The following is an 18,791-nucleotide window of genomic DNA, read 5'->3' as shown; positions in this document are numbered from 1 at the left end:
CGTCCGCCACGCGATGTCACACGATGTCACGCGGGGACCGTCGGCGGCCGTGTTCGTCCCCGCGCGACTACCCGGCCGATCCGGATCGATGCGGATCCATCCGGACCACCCCGGCGAGCCGCGCGCCGGACCGAGCGCGTCCCCTGCCTCACGGGAGGCTCGCCGTACCCAGGGCCCGGTACCGGTCGAACGCCTCGCGGGCGTCCGGGATGAACGCGGAGCCGCGCACCAGCTCTTCGAGTGCGGGCTCCGTCAGCCAGTCGAACCAGGCGACCTCCCCGGGGTCGGGCCGGACCGGTGCCGTGACCACGGCTTCGTGAAGGCCCAGCCAGTAGGGGCTGATCGCTCCGTCGCACAGGAACTTCAGCACGAAGCGGGGAGCGGCGCGCACACCGAGCTCCTCCGCGAGTTCCCTCGCGGCGGCCTCCTCGTAGGACTCGCCGACCTCGACGGCGCCGCCGAGCATCCAGTTGAACCGCCCCGGGAAGCGGGACGCGTCGTCCGGGCGACGGTGCACGAGGATTCGTCCGTCGCCATCGCGGCACACGATCGTCGCGACGCGGTGCAGGCGGCGCTCCCGTATCGCCTCCGCACGGTCCACGACCGCCACGACGCGGTCCCGCTCGTCGACCTGCTCCACCAGTTCGCCCATGGCGCACACCATCGCAGAGCTCGGTGCCGGGAACCTCCGCGGGTCCCCAGGTCAACTGCCGGGCCGGACCACCACCGCCACCACCTCGATCGGCGCGCTGTACCGGAAGTGGAGGACGAACGGCACCATGTCGCCCGCCTGCCAGCCCATCTCCTTCGTCCGGGTCGTGACGCTCAGGTCGAAGGGGGACATGGTGACGGTGCCACCTGCGGGCACCCGCACCGGACCCGTCGTCCGGACGAGGTCGGCGACCCCGAGCCCGGCGGGCTCGCGCCGGCTGAGCAGCGTCTCCTCGGCCCCGGGGGACGTCACCTCGGTCAACTGGTCCTCCGAGCCACCGATGTTGGTGATGTCGAAGAAGGCGGCCGTGTCCCGGCTGCTGCCCTGGGGCAGCAGGACACGGCCGTTCCCGGCGGCGATCCGCGGCGGATCGCCCGCGGCGCCGGACGAGGCCCAGGCCGCCAGTCCGGCCAGCGCGAGCGAGCAGGCGACCACCGGGACGAGCGCGGCGCGCAGGCCCTCGCGGGCGCGTCGACGGCTCGGGAACCAGCTGCCCGCGGGCTGCTCCGAAGGTGAACGCGTCATCGCCCCGTACCTCTCGTTCGGCCGCTCGTACCCACCCGGTGGGCCCGCCGTGCCGGCTGCCAGGTGCGCAACCGGAGGCTGTTGGCCACCACCATCACGGAACTCACCGACATCGCGGCGGCCGCTACCATCGGATTGAGCAGCCCCACCGCGGCGAGCGGCACCGTCACCACGTTGTACCCGAAGGCCCAGACGAGGTTGGCCCGGATCGTCCCGAGGGTCCGCCTGGCCAGCTCCACGGCGTCGGCGACCGCCTCGATGTCGCCGCGTACCAGCGTGACGTCGGCCGCGCCGATCGCCACGTCCGTCCCGCTCCCCATGGCGATGCCGAGATCCGCCCCGGCCAGGGCCCCGGCGTCGTTCACCCCGTCGCCGATCACCGCGACCCGCCGCCCCTGGCCGCGCAACTCCCGTACGAGCCGCGCCTTGTCCTCGGGCGAGCAGTGCGCGTGCACGTCGGTGATGCCGAGCGCGGCGGCGACCCGGGAGGCGGTGGCCTCCCGGTCCCCGGTGGCCAGTACCGGCTCCACCCCCAGGCGCCGCAGCCGGTCGACGGCCCGGTAGCTGCCGGGGCGCAGGACGTCCCCGATGGCGATCAGGGCCTGGTCGGCGCCGTCCACGCGGACCAGGACCGGCGTGTGCGCGGCCGCCTCCGCCTCGGCCAGGGCCCGGTCCAGCGACGGATGCAGGTCCGCTCCGGCGGCGCAGACCTCCACGCGGTGGCCCTCCACGACCCCGGTCACCCCGATGCCCGCGGTGGCCCGGAAGCCGGACACCTCGCCGGGCGACCGACCGTACGACTCCTGCCGGCAGTACGCGACCACGGCACGGCCCAGCGGATGCTCCGAACCCTGCTCCACCGCGGCGGCCAACCCCAGGGCCCGCTCCCCGCCGATCCCGTCCGGTACCGCCGTCACGCGCGCGACGGTCATGTGGCCGGTCGTCAGCGTGCCCGTCTTGTCCAGGACCACGGTGTCGACGTGCCGCAGGGTCTCCAGCGCCCGCGGGCCGCTGACCAGCAGACCCAACTGCGCGCCCCGGCCCGTCGCGGTCAGCAGGGCGGTGGGCGTCGCCAGCCCCAGCGCACAGGGACAGGCCACCACCAGGACGGCCACACAGGCCGTGACCGCGGCCTGCGGATCGGCACCGGCACCGAGCCAGAAGCCGAGCACGGTGACGGCCAGCGCCAGCACCACCGGTACGAAGACCCCCGCCACCGTGTCGGCCAGTCGTTGGGCCCGGGCCTTTCCGGCCTGCGCTTCGGTGACCATGCGGGTGATCCGGGCGAGCTGGGTGTCCGCCCCGACCGCGGTGGCCCGGACGAGCAGCAGACCGCCCGCGTTCACCGCACCGCCGACCACCGCCTGGCCGGGGCCCACCTCGACGGGCTCGCTCTCACCGGTCACCAGGGAAAGGTCGACGGCCGAACCGCCGGAGGCCACCACCCCGTCCGTCGCGACCCGCTCGCCCGGGCGGACGACGAACTCCTGCCCCACCCGCAACCGCCCGATCGGGACGAGCCGCTCCTGGCCGCCCTCCCGTACGGTCACGTCCTTGACGGCCAGTCCGGCGAGCGAGTGCAGTGCCTCGCCCGTGCCGCGGCGCGCCCGGGACTCGAGGAAGCGCCCGGTCAGCACGAACAGCGGGACCCCGACCGCCGCCTCCAGATAGATGTGGGCCACCCCGCCGCCGGCCGAGGGCAGCAGGCTGAACGGCATCCGCATCCCCGGATCGCCCGCCCCGCCCAGGAACAGCGCGTACGCCGACCAGGCGAAGGAAGCGACCACGCCCAGCGACACCAGGGTGTCCATCGTCGCCGTCGCATGCCGCAGGCCCCGTAGCGCGCGGGTGTGGAACGGCAGCGAACCCCAGACGGCGACCGGCGCGGCCAGCACGAAGCACAGCCACTGCCAGTTGCGGAACTGGAGGGCGGGCGCCATCGACAGCACCAGCACCGGCACGGACAGCAGGGCGGTGATCAGCAGCCGCCGCACCTCCTCGCCACCGGGGGAGCCCGCGGCCGGCGCCGCCGGCGCCCGGTCCCGCGCGGGCTCGGGCGGCGCCGGCACCTCGGCGCTGTAGCCGGCCCGCTCGACCACCGCGACGAGGTCGCCGCTCGTCACGTACGCGGGGTGCAGCACCCTGGCCCGGCCGGTGGCGAGATTGACCGTGGCGCTCACGCCCTCGATCCTCGCCAGCCGCTTCTCGACACGGGTGACACAGGCCGCGCAGGTCATCCCGCCGACCACCAGATCGGTGGTGGTCACCACCTCGGTCCGCTCGGCCGTCACCGCGGACCACCCGTACCCGTACGACCCGTACCGCCGGTGTGTCCGTGCGACCGTCCCAGGTCCCCGACGAATCCGGGGCTCTCGACCTCCGTGGACCGCATGCCGGGAGCCACCGGTCCGGCGCTCGCCCCCACCGCGTACGCGACGCCGAACATCATGACGAGGAGCGCCACGAAGCCGGCGAGAGCGGGCGGCGGCGCCCACCGCTTCAGCGCGGTGATCGCCAGGGTCGGGTACTCAAGCCGGTCCGTCATCGTCACTCCGGATTCTTGTACTCGGTTCCAGACGGACGGGGTGCCGATCAGGTCGTGCCGGAGCCGGGACGGCACTCCCTCCGGCGAGGTAGTCGTGGCGGGATGGGAAGAAGTTCCCGTGATTTTCGGATCCGTCCGCCGAACGTCGGGAGCGAGGTCACAGGGTCGGACCCTTATGGACCTCTTGCTCCGTATGTCACTCTGACCGGGCGCATCGGGTCATCCGCCCGCCCGCTTGCCCGCCGCCCGCCGCCGCCCGCCCCGGCCGACCGACCGACACGGAAAACGCCCATGTCCTTGCCGTTCCCGTACCGAGCCGTTCCCGCCGTCCTGGCCGGTGCCGCGACCGCGCTGTTGGTGGCGTGCACGCCCTCGACCGCCGCCGGTGCGGCGGTGTCCGCGTCCGCCTCCGCCTCCTCGTCCGCAGCGGCCGCCACGCCTCCGGCGACGGTCACCCGCGCCGCTGCCCCCGCGCCCGCCGCCGCCCCCGCTCCCGTCCCCGTGGAGTCCACGCTGTCCATACCCGCCGCGGGTATCTCCGGGCTGCGGGTGGTTCCGTACGAGGGCACCACCGACGACGTACCGGGAACCCGTATCCAGGACCTCGGTGTGGCGGCCAGCCCGTACGGGAACCGGGGCGGGGTCGGGCCGGGGCAGGTGGGCAACTTCCTGGTCACCGCGCACCGCCTGTCGGCCGGTGGACCGCTGGGGCGCCTGCCCGCCGTCGAACGGGGAGACACGGTCCAGGTGACCGTGGGCGAGGTGGTGTACACCTACGAGATCACCGAGACCCGCAAGACGTCCTTCCGGTCGGAGCGCTCACTCGGCGAACAGCGCGCCGCGGTGCCCGGGAAGCCAGGGGCGGTTCCGACCCGGGCGATGATCACGATCTCGACGTGTGCCACGCCCGAGGATCACGCCGAGGGCAACTTCTGGAGCGACGCCCAGGGCAATCCCGAGCACCGCATCGACAAGATAGGTGTGCTGCGCGAGACCTCCGGAACCACCCCCGCCGGCTGACGGGCGGCCGCGCGCCCTACGGCGTCAGTCGGCGGTGCGCGGCGCGCGCGTGGATCAGGCGGGCGATGGCCGTGCCCGTGCCCGCCGCGGCGAGCAGGCAGACGAGGCGCACCACGTCGTACGGAGTCTCCCAGCTCAGCTCACCGACGGGCGCGGTCGCGAAGAAGTTGAGCACGAGCCAGCAGAGCAGGGCCGTCCCCGGAGCCGCGGTGAGGCGGGCTCCGGTGCTCACCACGGCCACGGCGAGGGAGAGCGCCAGGAGGTCGACGGTGGGGTCGTCGGGCCCGTCCAGGAGATTGAGCACGGCGACCAGGGCGACGGCCGCGACCGCCGCCGCGGCCCAGACCGAGGTGGTCGCGGCCGGGCTGGGTACGGGACGAATGCCCGAGCTGATCCGTTTCCACTCGACCATGCGACGCCTCCTTCACGCGATGCCCCGCCGTCGGGGCCCTCGGAGATGATGCCCCACCAGGGGAGCGGCCCGGCTCCCGTGAGCGCGACCGCCGCGACGCACCGCTCGCCCCGGCCACGCGAACGAGGCGTCGCTAAAGTGGCGGTAGGGGCGGAGACTTCACGGCTCGCTCGCCTTCGTCGGTCACCGCACACACCAGGGGTTTCCCGTGCCCGTTCCGCGTCTGAGCAGGACACCGCTGCCGGGCATCGGCGTCCGCTACGACCTGACCACCCGTGAGCACCGTCGACTCTCGGTGGTGGCCCACCGGGACGGTGCCCGGACCCTGAACGCGTACCACCGGGACGACCCCGACGAGTCCGCGCTGTCGGTGAAGTTGACCCCGGGCGAGGCGGAAGCGCTGATCGACGCGCTGATGCCGTGCCACCACAGTCCCAGCCTGCTCTCGACCACGGACCTGGGACTCGTCGCGGAGCGGATCGAGCTGTCCTCGCATGCCCGTTGGAACGTAAGGGTGTTGGGGGAGACCCGGATGCGCACCGAGTCCGGCGCATCCGTCGTCGCCGTGCTCCGCCGCGCCGTGGCGACCCCGTCGCCGGCGCCGGACTTCCGGCTGGCGGGAGGGGACGTCCTCATCGTGATCGGCACCCGTGAGGGCGTGGAAGCCGCTGCGGAGATCCTCGGCCAGGAGTGAGCGGAGGCAGGGCCACGCGGTCGTCATACGGTAATGTTCTTTACCGAGCCATTACGCTCCTTTGAGCGGGCAAGTGCTCATTTCTGGAGGCTTTTTGTCGTTCGGTCAGGACGGCGGTGCGAACGGGGGGACATGACATGGGTCGAGACATCCACGCCCTGACGCCGCCCGCCACCCGGACGCCGAACCGGCCGCCCGCGCACCGCGCGAGGGCCGCCCGCATCGACAACACGGCCCGCGACAGCGTGCCCGATACCGGCCGCACCGCTCCTCGCGTCTGACGACGTCGACGCCCTGCCACGCGTTGCGTGGCCGCTCCACCGACGGCTTCGACCGTTACCACACCTCGATCCTCGACGGCTCTCCCGACCGCCCGATTCCCGCCGGCGGCCGCACGAGCCGACCCCTGCCGAGGACCGAGAGCGGCACGCCGTCCCTTGCCCCACCCGTACGCCGAGACCGGCCCGGTCATGCCTTCGCCGACCCCGACCGGCGGTCGCGCACGCCTGCCGCCCCCCGGCACGGCACTCACCGGGCCCCGCGCCCGGTTTCCCGTACCCGAGAAGGCACTGACGCCGTCACCGAACCGACCGGAGGACCGACGCCCGTGCACCACACGACCGCCCTGCTCATCGAACTCGGAGCAATCATCCTCGCCCTGGGCCTGCTCGGCAGGCTCGCCGGGCGCGTGGGATTCTCCCCGATACCCCTCTACCTGCTCGCCGGACTCGCCTTCGGCCACGGTGGCATCCTTCCGCTCCAGGCGAGCGAGGAGTTCGTCGGGACCGGTGCCGAGATCGGCGTCATCCTGCTCCTGCTGCTCCTCGGCCTGGAATACGGCGCCGCCGAACTCGTCACCAACCTCAAGACCCAATACCCCTCCGGCGCCGTCGACTTCGTCCTCAACGCCGCGCCCGGGGCCGCCGCCGCACTGCTGTTGGGCTGGGGTCCCGTCGCCGCGGTCGCCCTCGCCGGTGTCACCTGGATCTCCTCCTCGGGGGTCATCGCCAAGGTCCTCGGCGACCTCGGCCGCCTCGGCAACCGCGAAACACCCGTCGTCCTCGGCATCCTGGTGATCGAGGACCTCGCCATGGCCGTCTACCTGCCCATCCTCACCGCCCTGCTCGCCGGAGTGAGCCTGGCCGGCGGGGGGGTCACCCTGCTGATCTCCCTGGGCACCGTGGGCGCCGTGCTGTACGTGGCGCTGCGCCACGGACGGCTGATCAGTCGCGCCGTCTCCTCCGACAACGCCGAGATGCTGCTCCTCGTGGTCCTCGGCCTCACCCTTCTCGTCGCCGGGATCGCCCAACAACTCCAGGTCTCCGCGGCCGTGGGCGCCTTCCTCGTCGGCATCGCCCTGTCCGGAGAGGTGGCGGAGGGCGCCGCCACCCTCCTCACCCCGCTGCGGGACCTGTTCGCCGCCGTCTTCTTCGTCTTCTTCGGCCTGTCCACGGATCCCGCCGACATTCCGCCGGTCCTCCTCCCCGCCCTCCTCCTCGCCGTCGCCACCGCGCTGACGAAGATCGCCACCGGCTGGTACGCGGCCCGTCGCGCCGGGATCCGCGGCAAGGGCCGCTGGCGGGCCGGCGGCACCCTCGTCGCCCGGGGCGAGTTCTCCATCGTCATCGCGGGGCTCGCCGTGGGCGTCGAACCCCGGATCGGCCCGTTGGCCACCGCCTACGTCCTGCTCCTCGTGGTCATCGGCCCGCTCACCGCCCGCTACACCGAACCGCTGACCGGCCTCCTCACACGCCGAGCGAAGGCCCCCGTACCGGTGGTTCCGGGGGCTCATCCCGCCGATGCCGTCGCGCCACTCGGGCCCGACGCCGACGCCGACGCCGACGCCGACGCCGACGCCGACGCCGACGCCGGCGTCGGCGCGGGGCTCGCGGGGAATACTGGCTGAATGCGTCAGATGCCGCCGCCCGCCGTGGAGCCGGAGCCGGAGCCGGAACCGGTGACGGCCGAACCGCCGCACCCGGTGGACCGCCCGCTGCTCACCCAGTCCTGGCTCGACCTGGCCTTCGTGCACTGGGCCGCCGACCCGGCCCAGGTCGCCCCGCTGCTGCCGGCCGGCACCGTCCCGGACACCCTCGACGGGGTCACGTACGTCGGTCTGGTCGCCTTCCGGATGCACAAGGTCGGCTGGTTCCGCCTGCCCGGCGTCCCCTACCTGGGTTCCTTCCCGGAGACCAACGTCCGCCTCTACTCCGTCGACGCCCGGGGGCGCCGCGCCGTGGTCTTCCGGTCGCTGGACGCCTCCCGGCTGATCCCGGTGGCCATCGGCCGGGCGGCGTTCCGACTCCCGTACGCCTGGTCCCGGATGACGCTCCGTCGCGACGGTGGCACGCTCACGTACACCAGCAGCCGGCGCCTGCCCGGCCCGCGCGGCGCGCACAGTCGGATCGCCGTGCGGGTGGGGGAGCGGCTCGCGGAGCCGACGGCGCTGGAGCACTTCCTGACCGCGCGCTGGGGCATGCACACGGAACTCCTGGGACGGCCGCTGTACGTCCCGAACGCGCACCCGCGCTGGCCGCTGCACCGCGCCGAGCTCCTCGACTGCGACGAGCGCCTGGTGGTCGCGGCGGGCCTGCCGGCCCCGGCGGGGCCGCCCGTGAGCGTGCTCTACTCCCCGGGGGTCCCCGTACGCTTCGGACGCCCGTCCCTGGGCCGCTGACGCGGGGCGCCATCGAGGTGCGGGGCGGCATCGTGGTGCGGGGCAACACCGTGGTGCGCGGCTACACCGTGGTGCGCGGCTCGCCCTGGCCGGGTGTGTCGTTCGCCACCTCGGCGCCGTTCGCCACCTCGGCGGACGGTTCCGCCGAGGTGGTCAGGGGGCCGGTGAGGTAGGCCAGCAGCCCGGCGATCTCGTGGCCCGCCTCCGCCGGGTGGCGGAAGCGCGCGCCGGGGGCGACGACGTAGCGGTTGCGCCGTCCGTCCCGGGTCCTGCTGAGGTACCCGTCCGCCTGCAGGTCCGTGACGATGGCCTGCACGGTTCGCTCGGTCAGACCGCACTCCACCGCGATGTCGCGCAGCCGGATGCCCGGGTCGCGCGCGATGGCGATCAGAACCCGGGCATGGTTCGTCAGGAAGGTCCAGCCGTTGCGGCGGGGACCCGTGTGCTCGCTCTCCACACCGTCATTCTTGAGGGATGACTCACGAAATGCAATTCCCGAACTGGTTTTCCGGTATTACTTGACGTCTGTCCCGTGCCCCGACAAGGTGCAGGGGAGGCGGAAGCAGAGTTCCGCATGACCAGAGCTTTCGAGCGACGCACCGCACCGCAAGCACCCGTGCCCAAGGAGCGAAGACGATGACCTTCACGGCCACGGCCGAGGCCATGACCCCGACGACGACCCCGACGACCGCCGCCCCCGGCGGTGGCACCGGTGAGGCCCCCGCACTCGGCGGGCTGCCGGACGTGCCCTGCCCTCGGGAACTGTCGACCAGCGACGCCCGTGAGCTGACCCATGTCTTCTTCGAACGGCTGCAGAGCCTCGAAGAGGGCACCCGCGAGTACCAGTACGTGCGCAACACACTGATCGAGATGAACATCTCACTGGTGCAGTTCGCCGCCCGTCCGTTCCGCGACCGCCCCGGCGGCCCCGAGAACGAGGACATCGTGCAGGTCGGCATCATCGGGCTGATCAAGGCCATCGACCGTTACGACCCCGAGCGCAACACGCAGCTCAGTACGCTCGCCCTCCCTTACATCACGGGCGAGATCAAGCGCCACTTCCGGGACACCACCTGGGCCGTACGGGTTCCGCGCCGGCTCCAGGAGCTGCGTCTGCAGCTCGCGAAGGCCACGGAGGAGCTGACCGCCGAGACGGACCGCGCGCCCACCGCCGCGGAACTCGCCGAGCGGCTGGACCTCACCGAGGAAGAGGTCCGCCAAGGCCTGGTCGCCGCCAACGGCTACTCCACCCAGTCCCTCGACGTCCCCCAGGACAGCTCCGCCGGCGGCCCCCAGGCGTCCACGGCCGCGCGGACCACGCGCAGCCTCGCCGAGACCATGGGCGACATCGACCCCGCCCTGGAGGCGGTGGAGGACCGGCAAGCCCTCGCGCCCCTGCTCGCCGAGCTGGACGAGCGCTCCACCCAGATCCTGGAGCTGCGTTTCGGCCAGGAGATGACCCAGGCGGAGATCGGCGAGGAGATCGGCCTCTCCCAGATGCAGGTGTCCCGCCTGCTCACCCGCACGCTGGGCTCCCTGCGCGAGGAACTGCTGCACAGCTGACCCCGTAGCCCGGCCCATGAGCCCGACCGCGTGAGAGCCCGGCCGCGTGAGCCTGACCACGCACGCCGGACCGCGTAGGCCCGATCCGGGCCCGCCTGGACCCGCGCGACCGATCGGTCGGGTTCAGGCGCGCCGGCGGCTTCAGGCGGACCCGGGCCGGCCCGTCCGCAGGCGCTCGGCGTCGATCTCGGCCCAGACGACCTTGCCGCGCCCCACCGCCTGGACGCCCCACCGGTCCGCGAGCCGGTGCACCAGGCGCAGGCCGTGCCCGCCGGGGCGGCCCGGGCGGGTCGAGAGCGAGGGGTGCAGCGGTCGAGGGAGATCACCCAGGCCGTCGTACACCTCGACACGGAGCACGTCCCCGGCGCGGAGCATCAGCTCGTGGCAGCCGCCGGCGTGCAGTTTGGCGTTGGTGACCAGCTCCGACACGACCAGGACCGCGTCCTCGGCGGTGTCCTGACCATCCCACCCCCAGTCCTCCAGCGCCTCACGGGTGAACCGGCGGCCCCGCGCGACCTGCCGACAGGCGTCGCGCAGGGCGAGCCGACGGAGCTGTGTGAAGGCAGGCCCCCGCACGTCCGATGCGGGCCCGCCGGTGTCCGGTCCGATGGTCTGCACTGCTCACTCACCTCGTCCTCGCCGTCGTCTCGTGGGCGCTTTTACCCGCCATCACGGAACGGACGCCCCGTTTGTCCCGGCAAGCCCCGGGCACGCGCGTCGGGACCCGTTCCCCAGACCCGTCCAGAGGAGTCATGAACAGCATTCTGCAAGTGCCGGCCGTCATCGGCGGCGCGATCGTGCTCACCTTCGTCGCGGGCAGGGTCACCGACCTGCTGCTGCGGCGCGCGGCCGCCCGTCACCCCGAGACACCGCTCTGGACCATGCTGCGCCGCTGCCGCACGTCGGTACGGGTCCTGCTGCTCGCGGCGACGCTGCGCGCCGTGTACCGCCAGATCGGGTGGCAGCCGCTGCGGGTGCACGAGGCGGCCGTGGGGAGGGTCCTGACGCTCGTACTGATCGGGGCGAGCGCCTGGTGCGTCGTCCTCGTCGCCTCCGCCGTGGTCGAGTCCTCGTACGCCCGCTACGCGCACGGCACCCGCGACCCCTCCCGGGTCCGTCGGGTCCGCACCCAGGTGACGCTGATCATGCGGATCGTCACCGCCGTGGTCGCCGTGGTGGCCGCGGCCGCGATGCTGCTGACCTTCCCCGATCTGCGCGCCGTCGGAACCTCGCTCCTGGCCTCGGCCGGGATCATCGGCATCGTCGCGGGCGTGGCCGCCCAGTCCACCCTCGGCAACCTCTTCGCCGGATTCCAGATCGCCTTCGGCGACATGGTGCGGATCGGCGACACGGTCGTGGTGGCCGGCGAGTGGGGTGTGGTCGAGGAGATCACCCTCACCTTCCTGGCGGTGCGCACCTGGGACGAACGCCGGATCACCATGCCCGTCTCGTACTTCACCGGGCGGCCCTTCGAGAACTGGTCGCGCGGTGGCATCCAGATGACCGGCACGGTCTTCCTGCACTGCGACCACACCACCCCCGTCGCGCTGATGCGCGAGAAGCTCCGGGAGATCCTCGACGGCTGCGAGGCGTGGGACGGCCGCGGCTGGGACCTGGCGGTCACCGACACCACGCCCAGCGCCATCGTGGTGCGGGCGATCGTCACCGCGAAGGACGCGGACGACCTGTGGACCGCGCGCTGCGCGGTCCGCGAACAACTCGTCGCCTGGCTGGCCGAGAAGCACCCCTACGCCCTGCCGCGGGTCTCGACGGCGGCGGCCCCGGCCACGCCCGCCGACGGTGTTTCGAAACGCGTACCCGGGTCAGACGCGTGAGGGAGCACGGCAAGGACACGCAACACGAACACGGATCGAGGGGAGTCGGACATGACGAAGGTGGCACGCCTGCCGGGCCGGGCGGAACACCTGTGGGAGTGGCAGGAGGAAGCCGCGTGCCGGGCGCTCGGTACGGACCGGTTCTTCCACCCGGCGGGGGAGCGGGGCGAGGAGCGCGCCGCCCGGGAGCAGGAGGCCAAGGAGGTCTGCGCCTTCTGCCCGGTGCGGTCGGAATGCCTGAGCCACGCGCTGCGCGTGCAGGAGCCGTACGGGGTGTGGGGCGGACTGACCGAGGACGAGCGACGGGAACTGGGCGCACGCAAGGCGGGCTGACCGGCCGGGTGTGCCACGCCGCGCGGTACGCGGCGATCCACCCGGCCGGCGGACCGACGGGCTGATCAGGGGCGGGCGTTGAGCTCCGCGACGACGGAGGCGGGCGTATGACCGCTCCCGTCCGACAGTCGATGGAAATCGACGGACACGAAGTTCGGATCGCGGCCCCCGGTGGCCGACCGGCACTGCTCGGCGATCCGGCCGCGTAGCTTGGCACCGTTGTCCAGTGCCGCTGTGAGGACGGTGGGCACGTTGCGGTGGTGGCTCATCGTGAACAGGCGCCGGAAACCAGGCTCCTGACGGTCCAACGGCACGTCGGCCCAGCGGCTGACGCACGAGAGGTCGTTGCCCAGGTCCCCGAGGCTCCAGAAGTTGCTCACGGTCCAGGACTTGTCGTACATGACGCCGAGGTGCTCCCGGTCCGACCGGTCGGAGAAGATCAGCAACCGCTTGCCGGACGTGACGAGATCGGCGACCTTGGGCCAGCCGTGCTGCCGCACGCCCCACTCGTCGGCCCGGAAGAGCATGTTCTGCAGCCCGTTGACCCGGCCGAGGGACGCCTGCAACTGGTCGGCGCCGACGTAGTCCTCCAGGAAGACGGTCACCACCTCCTGCGGGTGGGTGGCGAGGAAGTCCACCACGGTCCGCATCGTGCCGTGGAAGGTCTGGCGCGGCAGCGCGTAGGTGGCTCCGGCGAAGGTCTTGCAGTCGCCGTGGCACAGGTACACGTCGCTGGGGTAGCAGTCGCTGCCGAAGCTGATGACGCACAGCCAGGTGCTGCGTTCGTACCAGTGGGTGTCCAGGCTCAGGCCGCGCGCGCCGTTGTCGAGCTGGGCGCGTACGGACTCGGACTGGTTGACCGAACTCCAGCGGGAGTCCTCGTAGTTGGTGAAGGCGTTGTGGGTGGTCAGGAAGGCGACCTCGTCGAGCCGCCGGTCCCCCCAGCGGGCGGTCGCGGCGGCGCTCGCCGCGGTGGTCGTCGGGGGCGTGGCGGCGGTGGCCGTGGCGGCCGTGGCGCGGGCCGTCGCCCCGGGCGCGGCGGCCGCTGTGGTCACCGTACCGAGGAGCGCCAGCACGAGGAGGCACACCAAGGCGCGCGACCGCACCCGTAAGTACGTGTTCATGTCAATCGGCATGGCGCGGAGGATAGCGCGCGGACCGTGGATCCGCCCCCCTGCGGACGCGTCCGACCGGCGGTCGGCCCGTCCCCGCCCGTCCCGGCTCGCGCGACGCGCCGAAACGCGGTTTGGTGGAGGGACGGGCGGCCCGTGCCGATGTGACGGCGTCGGCCGCCGCACCACGCCCCCGACGTGCCGGAGGAGGGCGAAGCATGCCTGGACCTGGACCCGCTCCCGAACCCGCGGCCGGCCCCGGACCCCCGGCCGGACGTCGACGGGGACCCCGACCGGTGTCCGGTCGACGCGGGCGCGCGGCGGCCCTCGCCGTGGTGGCGATCTGCTCCTCGATGCTCGTCGCGCCGGACCTCGCCTCGGCCCGGGCGGAGCCGTCGCCCTCGCAGGCCGTTCCCCGGCTGGACTGGAGCCCCTGCAAGCCCGGCAGCCCCTACGACTGCGCCACCGCCGAGGTGCCCCTGGACCACGCTGCCCCCACCGGCCGCACCATCGACCTGGCCCTCGTCCGCCGCAAGGCCACCGACCCCGCACACCGCGTGGGCACCCTGTTCGTCAACCCCGGCGGTCCGGGCGGCCCCGGAACCGTGCAGGTGCCGCAGAACTACGACTCCTTCCCCGAGGAGCTGCGGCAACGGTTCGACATCGTCAGCTGGGACCCCAGAGGCATCGGCAACAGCACCGCGGTGAACTGCTTCGACACCCCCGAGGAGGCCCGGACCTGGGGCGCGGACAAACCCGTCGGCTTCCCGGTGGGCGACAAGGAGCGCACCACCTGGATCGACGCGTACGAGGACCTCGGCCGCCGGTGCGAGAAGCGCGACCCCGACCTCCTGCGCCACGTGTCGACGACCGACACCGCCCAGGACCTCGACCTGCTCCGCCGGGCGGTGGGGGAGCCGCAACTCAACTACCTCGGCGTCTCCTACGGGACCGTTCTCGGCGCCACCTACGCCAACCTCTTCCCCGACAAGGTCCGGGCCATGGTGCTCGACAGCAACATCGACCCGCTGGCCTGGACGAACAACGCCTCGCCGAGCGAACCGCGGACCACGACCCTGCTGCGCATGGGCGCGGACCGCACCGCGGCGGCGACCCTCGACAAGTTCCTCGAACTGTGCGGTTCCGCAGGCACCGCCCGCTGCGCCTTCTCGGCCGGCAGCCCGGAAGCCACCCGCGACAAGTTCGACCAGCTGATGGGAAAGCTGCGCGAGCACCCCGTGGGCCCGTGGACGTACGCCGCCACGGTCGCCGACACGGTGAGCAGCCTCTACATCGTGAACCCCGGCTGGACCGGTCTCGCCGGCCGGCTCCAGGACCTCTGGCAGGGCCGCGCCCCGAAGGGGCCCCAGTACCCGCCTCCGCCGCCGGTCGCGAACCCGAGTCCGTACCTGGGCGAGGAACAGGCGGCGGCCGTGTGGTGCGCCGACAGTCCCAACCCGCGCGACCCGGCCGTCTACCACGGTCTGGAGGAGGACAGTGCCCAGCGCGCCGGCGACGCGGGACGGTACTGGACCTGGTCCGGTGAGCCGTGCGCCACCTGGCCGGCCCGGTCCGCCAACCGGTACGAAGGCCCGTGGAACAAGCCCACGGCGCACCCCGTCCTGGTGGTGGGCACCACGTACGACCCCTCGACGCCGCACTCGGACGCCCAGGCCATGGCCGAGGAACTGGCGGACGCGCGGCTGCTCACGAACAACGGGTACGGCCACACCGCGCTGTTCAACAACTCCAGCACCTGCGTCAACAACTACGAGAGCCGCTACTTCATCGACGGCACGCTCCCGCCGCCCGGCACGATCTGCCCACCGGACCGGCTCCCGTTCTCCTGACGGACCCGGTTCTCCTGACGTACCCGGCGACCGGGTCACGGGACGAGGACGACCTTTCCGGCGACCGTGCCGGACTCGGCCAGGCGCATCGCCTCGGCGGCGCGGGCCAGCGGGATCCGGGCCGCCACCTTGGCGGTGATCTCGCCCCGCTGCAGGGCGGTGAACACCTGGGTGAGGTCCGAGCGCAGGCGGGCGCGGAAGCGGCCCTTGGCGTAGGCGCGGCTGGCCCACACGTTGAAGAAGTAGGCGCGGCGGCCGTTGGGCAGCGCGTTCCACACCCACACCCGGCCGAGCAGCTTGAGCACCGGCCACGAGCCCGAGCCCTGGTCGTCACGGGTGGCGGCGCTACCGTACGAGACGAGCGTTCCGCCGGGAGCCAGCAGTCGCCAGGATTCGAGGATGCCCTCGCCGCCGACGTGATCGAACACCGCGTCCACGCCACCGGGCGCGAGGGCCCGGACCCGTCCCGGGACATTGCCGGACCGGTAGTCGACGGGGGTCACCCCGAGCGCGCGCAGCGCGTCGTGGTGGCGGGTGGAGGCGGTGCCGATCACGCGGGCTCCCGAGGTCAGTGCCAGCTGGACCAGGATCGAGCCGACGCCGCCGTTCGCGCCGTGGACGAGGACGGTCTGGCCGGCGCGCACCCGGGCCTTGCGGTGGAGCATCTGCCAGGCGGTGATGCCGTTGACGACCGCCGTCTCCGCGTCCACCGCGCTGACGCCGTCGGGTACCTCCACCACGTCGGCGGCGGTGAGGGCGACATGGCTGGCCCACCCTCCGGTCTTCGTCAGGGCGGCGACCCGCTTGCCGAGCAGTGCGGCGTCGACGCCCGCGCCCACGGCCTGCACCGTGCCGACCAGGTCGTATCCGGGGACGAAGGGGAACGGCGGCTGGTCGTAGTACCGCCCCCGCCGCATCTGTTGTTCGGCGAAGGACACGCCCGTGGCCTCCATGGTGACGACCACCTGGCCGGACGCCGGCGTCGGCACGGGACCGCGCCGGAACCGCAGGCCCTCCGGCTCGACCTTGCCCGGCAGAACGACCTCGACCCGCTCCACGGCGTTCGTCATCATGACCTCCACTTGAGTTTCTGCATCTTGTGTTCGTTAGAAGCTATAACAAGAGTGAAGGGGGATCTTGCGCATGTCAAGAGTGGGATTCTTGAATCGCGAGGAGCTGTGCCGATGGTGATAGCCTCTAACTGATCTGGCGGAGAGCGAGCGGCGAGAGGCGGCGGCGGGCATGACGGACAGCATGAAGAGCCCCCGGGAGCGGTACCGGCAGCAGGTGCGTGAGGAGGTCAAGGAGAAGGCCTGGCAGCAGATCGCGGGCTCCGGGGCCTCCGCGCTCTCCCTCAACGCGATCGCCAAGCAGATGGGCATGAGCGGACCGGCGCTGTACCGGTACTTCGCCAACCGCGACGAGCTGATCACCGAGCTCATCCGCGACGCCTACCGCAGCCTCGCCGACGCCTTCATCGCCGCCGCCTCCTCCGGCGACGAGGGCAGCGGCCGCCGACCGGACCTGGCCGGGCCGGCGCACGTGTTGCGCCGCTGGGCCCTCGCGGACCCGCACCGCTACTTCCTCATCTACGGCACCCCGGTGCCCGGCTACCACGCGCCGCCGGACATCACCGCGATCGCCTCGGAACTGATGTCCGTCCTGCTGGACGCCAGTGCCGCCCCGGCCGAGCCGCCGCACGCCTTCGAGGACCACCTCGCCACCCACCGCGCATGGGCCGCGAGCCACCCCGAGGCCCCGCCGGCGGCGCTGCGTCAGGCCCTGGCCTTCTGGACCCGTCTGCACGGCGTCCTGTCCCTGGAACTGGCGGGCCATTTCACCGGCATGGGCCTGGACCCGGCCCTGCTCTACCAGGCGGAGGTGGACGCCCTCACCGGCGGCCCGGCCGCCTGACGGTCATCCCCCGGACGATGCCCGTCTCAGAGGCCGGTGACCTTGGCGCTCGCCGACAATTCGTAGACCAGGGTGACCGTCCGCCGGCCGCCCGGCGCGAGCGCCACGTCCCAGCGGGCGATGCCCTCGGAATCGACCGCGTCGGGCGCCGGCGAGCAGGCCTCCTTGCGCAGCCGCACCTCCACCGCCGACACCTCCGAGACCGGGATCCGCTCCCGGACGACGATCACCCGTTCGCCCTGGTCCCCGGGGGAGGAGAAGCGGGACAGGTGCAGCCGGACCGTGCGGGTGATCACCGTCCGCTGGGTGAATCCGGCCGAGTCACGGGACTCCTCGGCGTACCGGACCACCCGGTGGTCGTCGCAACTGCCGAAGGCGAGCTCGACCGGGGCCCCCGGAGCGGTGAAGTCCACCGTGCCGCGGCCGCCGAACCCGCTGCCCCGGACGAGATCCACGGGACCCGCCAGCAGCGCGTGACCGGACCGATTCTCGAACGACACCACCCGGGTGACCAGCGGGGACAGCTCGGGGGAGCAGGCGTACTCGCTGCGCGCGGGCGTGCTGAAGGTGGAGAGCGGCACCCGGTGGGCGCGACCGTCCCCACGAACGGAGACCGGGACGGGAGCGTGCAGCACCCGCGCCTCGCCCCCGTCGTCCACCCCGGGCAGGCCGAGCACCTGCGCCGCCGGCCCGAGGTCCCCGATCTCCTCCTCGCGCAGTTCGACGTCGACCGTGCGCCGTTCCGCCGCCGTCCGATCACCCAGCGTCAGACGGTCCTCACCCAGCCGTGGCGGCTCGGTGGCCAGCGCCGACCGGGCCGTCGACAGGGTCAGTCGTACGTCGGACCAGTCCTCGCCGGTGCGCTGCCAGACCATCGCGTCCGTCTCCAGCGTCAGCGACTCCCCGTCCAGGACGGCCCGGTAGGCGGGCCGCCACAGCGCGCACGGGGTGAGGTGGCTCAGGCGCAGCCGGACCGGGCCGGCGGCCGCGCTGTCCACGGTCAGCTCGATATGACCGACCAGCTCGGCGGGTTCGGTCTCGGAGCGGTCCATGGCCTGCCGGGTCTCACCGAGTTCGACCGCGACGGCGGCCGACCGGGCGTCCACGGTCCGCAACTCCTCACCGTACGTGTCCCGCTCGCCGTCCACGCGGTCCAACTCGCGGGCCCAGCGGGGCCCGTCGGACTCCCCGGAGCCGACACCCTCGCCGATCTCCCGCAACAGGTCGGCGGCGAGGCGGCCGAGCAGGTCGAGCCGGGCGTGCAACCGGTCGCGCCGCTGCCCCAGGGCGAGCTGTTCCTCCTCGAGGTCGCGCACGCGCCGGCGCAGGGCGGAGTCCTCGTCGGCGGACGGCAGGGGTCCGCGCGGTTCCCAGCTACGGACGATGCGTACGTCGAGCACGGTGGCCCGATGATCGGCGACCAGCTCGGCGTGCAGGGTACGGTCGACGGCCAGCGCGCTGACCGGACCGAGTCGCAGCCGCTGGACCCCGGCCGTCAGGTCCAGTACGGCGGTGCGCTCGACGTGGGCGCGGTCCTCCTGACAGGTGACGGCGGTGACGGGAAGGGCGATCGGCTTCTGGGCCGTGGGCGTGGACATG

Annotated in this window: 20 protein-coding genes; 10 read left to right on the top strand and 10 right to left on the bottom strand. The window is 72.9% G+C overall.

The features are described 5' to 3' along the window. Positions 1-148: 148 nt before the first annotated feature. Genes ACGFYY_RS22185 through ACGFYY_RS22170 form a run of 4 tightly spaced genes read right to left on the bottom strand, consistent with a single transcriptional unit; the run spans position 149 to position 3,782 of the window. Positions 149-652 (bottom strand): NUDIX hydrolase, encoded by a 504-nt coding sequence (locus tag ACGFYY_RS22185; RefSeq protein WP_393711638.1) that lies wholly within the window; start codon positions 650-652, stop codon positions 149-151. A 51-nt stretch (positions 653-703) separates the two neighbouring features. Beyond that, positions 704-1,237: a copper chaperone PCu(A)C gene (locus ACGFYY_RS22180; protein ID WP_393711636.1), complete on the bottom strand. Its 534-nt coding sequence runs from the start codon at positions 1,235-1,237 to the stop codon at positions 704-706. Beyond that, positions 1,234-3,474, bottom strand: coding sequence for a heavy metal translocating P-type ATPase (locus tag ACGFYY_RS22175; protein ID WP_393711789.1), 2,241 nt, complete (start codon positions 3,472-3,474; stop codon positions 1,234-1,236). The genes ACGFYY_RS22180 and ACGFYY_RS22175 overlap by 4 nt, the downstream gene beginning before the upstream one ends. Positions 3,475-3,524: 50 nt before the next feature. Next, on the bottom strand, positions 3,525-3,782 hold the full coding sequence (locus ACGFYY_RS22170) for a hypothetical protein (protein WP_393711634.1): 258 nt from the start codon (positions 3,780-3,782) through the stop codon (positions 3,525-3,527). Between the two features lie 291 nt (positions 3,783-4,073). Here ACGFYY_RS22170 and ACGFYY_RS22165 point away from each other — a divergent pair, with 291 nt between their 5' ends. Continuing rightward, positions 4,074-4,802, top strand: coding sequence for a class E sortase (locus tag ACGFYY_RS22165; protein WP_393711632.1), 729 nt, complete (start codon positions 4,074-4,076; stop codon positions 4,800-4,802). Positions 4,803-4,818: 16 nt separating this feature from the next. Here the strand turns inward: ACGFYY_RS22165 and ACGFYY_RS22160 are convergent, their stop codons facing one another. Next, complete coding sequence (locus ACGFYY_RS22160) at positions 4,819-5,214, bottom strand: DUF4118 domain-containing protein (protein ID WP_365268102.1); 396 nt, start codon at positions 5,212-5,214, stop codon at positions 4,819-4,821. 208 nt (positions 5,215-5,422) lie between these two features. On the opposite strand from ACGFYY_RS22160, the gene ACGFYY_RS22155 reads away from it, so the two are divergent. From ACGFYY_RS22155 to ACGFYY_RS22140, 4 genes are all read left to right on the top strand, one after another. Further along, a complete protein-coding gene (locus ACGFYY_RS22155) occupies positions 5,423-5,908 on the top strand; it encodes a cation:proton antiporter regulatory subunit (protein ID WP_393711629.1) in 486 nt (161 codons plus the stop codon). 137 nt (positions 5,909-6,045) lie between these two features. Next, positions 6,046-6,189 (top strand): hypothetical protein, encoded by a 144-nt coding sequence (locus tag ACGFYY_RS22150; protein ID WP_393711627.1) that lies wholly within the window; start codon positions 6,046-6,048, stop codon positions 6,187-6,189. Between the two features lie 326 nt (positions 6,190-6,515). Further along, positions 6,516-7,814 (top strand): cation:proton antiporter, encoded by a 1,299-nt coding sequence (locus tag ACGFYY_RS22145; RefSeq protein ID WP_393711625.1) that lies wholly within the window; start codon positions 6,516-6,518, stop codon positions 7,812-7,814. Between the two features lie 9 nt (positions 7,815-7,823). Beyond that, positions 7,824-8,585 carry a YqjF family protein gene (locus ACGFYY_RS22140; RefSeq protein WP_393711787.1) on the top strand — a complete coding sequence of 254 codons (762 nt, stop codon included), beginning with the start codon at positions 7,824-7,826 and terminating at the stop codon, positions 8,583-8,585. Between the two features lie 61 nt (positions 8,586-8,646). Here ACGFYY_RS22140 and ACGFYY_RS22135 read toward each other — a convergent pair whose 3' ends face one another. Next, positions 8,647-9,042, bottom strand: coding sequence for a helix-turn-helix transcriptional regulator (locus tag ACGFYY_RS22135; protein WP_393711623.1), 396 nt, complete (start codon positions 9,040-9,042; stop codon positions 8,647-8,649). Between the two features lie 179 nt (positions 9,043-9,221). Between ACGFYY_RS22135 and ACGFYY_RS22130 the strand changes: the two genes are divergently transcribed. Further along, positions 9,222-10,148: a SigB/SigF/SigG family RNA polymerase sigma factor gene (locus ACGFYY_RS22130; protein WP_393711621.1), complete on the top strand. Its 927-nt coding sequence runs from the start codon at positions 9,222-9,224 to the stop codon at positions 10,146-10,148. Between the two features lie 141 nt (positions 10,149-10,289). Here the strand turns inward: ACGFYY_RS22130 and ACGFYY_RS22125 are convergent, their stop codons facing one another. Continuing rightward, positions 10,290-10,766, bottom strand: coding sequence for an ATP-binding protein (locus ACGFYY_RS22125; RefSeq protein WP_393711619.1), 477 nt, complete (start codon positions 10,764-10,766; stop codon positions 10,290-10,292). A gap of 134 nt (positions 10,767-10,900) precedes the next feature. Here ACGFYY_RS22125 and ACGFYY_RS22120 point away from each other — a divergent pair, with 134 nt between their 5' ends. Next, on the top strand, positions 10,901-11,983 hold the full coding sequence (locus ACGFYY_RS22120; protein WP_393711617.1) for a mechanosensitive ion channel family protein: 1,083 nt from the start codon (positions 10,901-10,903) through the stop codon (positions 11,981-11,983). Positions 11,984-12,034: 51 nt separating this feature from the next. Continuing rightward, a complete protein-coding gene (locus ACGFYY_RS22115; RefSeq protein WP_365268111.1) occupies positions 12,035-12,316 on the top strand; it encodes a WhiB family transcriptional regulator in 282 nt (93 codons plus the stop codon). A gap of 65 nt (positions 12,317-12,381) precedes the next feature. Here ACGFYY_RS22115 and ACGFYY_RS22110 read toward each other — a convergent pair whose 3' ends face one another. Further along, positions 12,382-13,452, bottom strand: a complete 1,071-nt coding sequence (locus tag ACGFYY_RS22110; RefSeq protein WP_393711615.1) for a PI-PLC domain-containing protein — start codon at positions 13,450-13,452, stop codon at positions 12,382-12,384. Positions 13,453-13,724: 272 nt separating this feature from the next. Between ACGFYY_RS22110 and ACGFYY_RS22105 the strand changes: the two genes are divergently transcribed. Further along, the gene (locus ACGFYY_RS22105; protein WP_393711613.1) at positions 13,725-15,278 is read left to right on the top strand and encodes an alpha/beta fold hydrolase; all 1,554 of its coding nucleotides are present in this window, start codon (positions 13,725-13,727) and stop codon (positions 15,276-15,278) included. A gap of 35 nt (positions 15,279-15,313) precedes the next feature. On the opposite strand, the gene ACGFYY_RS22100 is transcribed toward ACGFYY_RS22105, so the two are convergent. Continuing rightward, a complete protein-coding gene (locus ACGFYY_RS22100; RefSeq protein WP_393711611.1) occupies positions 15,314-16,351 on the bottom strand; it encodes a medium chain dehydrogenase/reductase family protein in 1,038 nt (345 codons plus the stop codon). A gap of 169 nt (positions 16,352-16,520) precedes the next feature. Between ACGFYY_RS22100 and ACGFYY_RS22095 the strand changes: the two genes are divergently transcribed. Then, a complete protein-coding gene (locus ACGFYY_RS22095) occupies positions 16,521-17,192 on the top strand; it encodes a TetR/AcrR family transcriptional regulator (RefSeq protein ID WP_393711609.1) in 672 nt (223 codons plus the stop codon). 26 nt (positions 17,193-17,218) lie between these two features. On the opposite strand, the gene ACGFYY_RS22090 is transcribed toward ACGFYY_RS22095, so the two are convergent. Further along, a complete protein-coding gene (locus ACGFYY_RS22090) occupies positions 17,219-18,790 on the bottom strand; it encodes a mucoidy inhibitor MuiA family protein (protein ID WP_393711607.1) in 1,572 nt (523 codons plus the stop codon). Position 18,791 lies beyond the last annotated feature (1 nt).

This window comes from Streptomyces sp. NPDC048331 (assembly GCF_043201215.1).
Classification (GTDB): domain Bacteria; phylum Actinomycetota; class Actinomycetes; order Streptomycetales; family Streptomycetaceae; genus Streptomyces.
Note: the sequence above shows the minus strand (reverse complement) of the source record. Positions and strands in the feature narration are given on the sequence as shown.